General features: G+C 70.1%; 1 protein-coding gene and 2 pseudogenes. All 3 read left to right on the top strand.

What is annotated here, in order from left to right; genetic code table 11:
• Positions 1 to 505: pseudogene (locus tag G6026_RS11850) on the top strand (allantoinase); the annotation flags it as partial.
• On the top strand, positions 502 to 2022 hold the full coding sequence (cls, locus tag G6026_RS11845) for a cardiolipin synthase (RefSeq protein WP_182613297.1): 1521 nt from the start codon (positions 502 to 504) through the stop codon (positions 2020 to 2022). The pseudogene G6026_RS11850 and the gene cls, both read left to right, overlap by 4 nt.
• A gap of 152 nt (positions 2023 to 2174) precedes the next feature.
• A pseudogene (locus tag G6026_RS11840) lies at positions 2175 to 2821 on the top strand (hypothetical protein); the annotation flags it as partial.

Raw genomic sequence — 2821 nt, 5'->3', positions numbered from 1 at the left:
GGAGGGTCTGCGGGTGACCGCCTCCACCAGCCCGCACCTGCTCGCCCTGGTCTCGGAGGTCACCCACGGGGGGACCGCCGGCGCCGAGCTGGACCCCCCGATCCGGGACGCCGCCACTCGCGAGCTCCTCTGGGACGCACTGCGAGACGGCACCATCGACGCGATCGCCTCCGCCCGGCTCGGACTGTCGGTCGTGTGGACGGAGGCGCGGCGCAGGGGGTGCGATCTCGCGGACGTGGCCTGCTGGATGTCAGGGAGGACGGCCGCGATCGTCGGGCTCGAGGACCGGGGGGAGATCCGGACGGGCCTGCGGGCCGACTTCGCGGCCGTCGCCGACGACGAGGCGTTCGTCGTCCTCCCCGGCGCCCGCGAGCTCGGATCGGCCGACGCGGTATATGCCCAGAGGGCACTGGCGGGAGTGGTGCGCTGGACCATGACCGACGGTCGCGTCGTCGATCCCCGATCCCTCGCCAGAGGCGCCGTCCTGTCCCGGCCCGGCACATGAACCCCTTGGTCGAGCGACTGGCCTTCCTGCCGTTCCCGGCGGGTGTGACCTCGGCCCTGCTCATCACCGAGTACGCGCTCAAGATCCTGGCCCTGGGCATGGTCCCGGAGAACCGGCAACCGGCGTCCTCGCAGGCCTGGCTGCTGGTGATCCTGTTCATCCCGATCGTCGGGGTGCCGCTGTTCCTGCTGCTGGGCAACCCGTACATCACCGGACGACGACACATCATCCAGGCGGAGGCCAACAGGCTCTACGAGGAGGCCCTCGAGGACCAGCCCACGGTTCCGGACTCTGTGCGGGTGGATCCCGGCGTGCGGACCATCCTCGAGATGAACCGTACGCTCACGGCGATCCCCTGCATGTCAGGAGATTTCGTGGCGCTGCACTCGGACTACTCCGCGTCGCTGGCGGCGATGACGGCGGCGGTGCGGTCCGCCCGTGACCACGTGCACATCGAGTTCTACGCCCAGTCCTGGGATGACGAGACCGATGACTTCTTCGGCGCCGCCGTCGAGGCCGCGGAGCGGGGGGTGGCGGTGCGGGTGCTGGTCGATCACCTCGGTTCGCTGAGGTACCGGGGATTCGCGCTGCTCCGCCGGCGTCTGCGTCGCACCCCGGTCGAACTCCACCTCATGCTGCCGATCAACCCGTTCGTGGGCAGGTTCCGGCGGCCCGACCTCCGCAACCACCGCAAGATGCTCATCGTCGACGGAGACCGCGGGTTCATCGGTTCCCAGAACCTCATCGCCCGGAATTACGGCAGTCCCCGCAACGCCCGGTTGGGGCGGGAGTGGGTGGACCTCATGATGGAGGTCCGGGGGGAGATCGTCCGCGCGATGGACGGGGTCTTCCTCGTGGACTGGTACTCCGAGTGCGGGGAGGTCATCGGCACGCTCGAGGAACTGTCCCGGGGACTACCGGTGGCGGCCGGTCGTCCTGCGGGCGACCCGACCGCCGGCGACCCGGTCAGCGCGTTTCAGCTCGTCCCGTCCGGGCCCGGGTACCGCACGCAACCCAACCTGCGGATGTTCACCCAGCTCATCGGCCAGGCCGAGCATCGGATCAGGATCGTCAGTCCGTACTTCGTCCCGGACGAGGCGCTGCTCCACGCGGTGACGTCGGCGGCGTTCCGGGGTGTCGATGTGGAACTGTTCGTTCCCGAACACGCCGACCAGTTCCTGGTCCACCACGCCCAGCGCTCCTACTTCCGTGCGTTGCTCGAGGCCGGGGTCCGGATCAACAGGTTCCGCTCGCCCGCCGTGTTGCACACCAAGATGTTGCTGATCGACGACTTCACCGGGGTGGTGGGGTCGAGCAACATGGACCAGCGGTCGTTCAACCTGAACTTCGAGATCAGCCTGCTGGTCCTCGGCGGAGAGGCGGTGGCCGAGATGAACGAGGCGGTGGACGCCTACCTCGAGGACAGCACCTCTCTCGACCTGGAGACCTGGCAGCGCCGACCCTGGCCGGGGCGCTATGTGGACAACGTCGCGCGACTGAGTTCGGCGCTCCAGTAGACCTGGGACCCGTCCGGCCGCGCGCCCGCCCCGGGTGTGTCCGTCCGGGCGGCCGGCCCGCGATGACACCCGGCCCAGGGGGCCGACCTTGTAGTAGTACGCTTTGCGTGCGTGGGCCGGAGGGCCCTGCTCGTGACGAGAGGCCAGCACACATGCCCCAGAACAGTGTTTCCGGACTCCGGGCGAGGCGCATCGGCGCGGTCGTCGCCGCAACCGCACTGGCGGCCGTCGGTATCCCGGCCGCGGCCCACGGGCAGGAGACCTCGGGCTCCGATTCCTCGTTGCCCACCCAGACCGGCAACAGCAGCGTCGACGGCCTCATCGGACTGATCCCCGACGAGATCGTCATCGGGAACCCTGGCGTCGGGGCGGGATCCGAGGGGCTACGGGATCTCGGGAGCGGCGTCGTGCCGGACACCGCACTGTCCGTGGGTCAGGTCCTGGGCTCCGTGGCGCCCCTCGAGGCCCTGGGATCGGCGGGCGGGTCCGCGGCCGCCTCCGTGGCGTCCTCGGGAAGTCTGCCCGGTTCGGTGTACGTGAACCCGACCGGATCGCTCGGGTCGGGCACCATCGGACTCGGATCGCTTTCCATACCCGAGTACCTCTTCCCGGTACTCAGCGTGCAGCTGGCCGGGGGGTACTTCGCCGCCATGGCCGAGCGCCAGGAGGCCGGAGAGCTCTATCCGCATGAGTTGTCGTTCTGGCATGACGTGGTGGTGGGGTCGGCCGAGGCCGGCGGCGCCCTGGAGGACGCCGCTGCCGGGGCCGGGACCGAGCTGCCCGGCGGACTGGCCGGGAG

It is taken from the genome of Dietzia sp. DQ11-38-2, assembly GCF_014145055.1.
Classification (GTDB): domain Bacteria; phylum Actinomycetota; class Actinomycetes; order Mycobacteriales; family Mycobacteriaceae; genus Dietzia.
The sequence above is the reverse complement of the archived record's forward strand: the minus strand, read 5'-3'. Positions and strand labels throughout refer to the sequence as shown.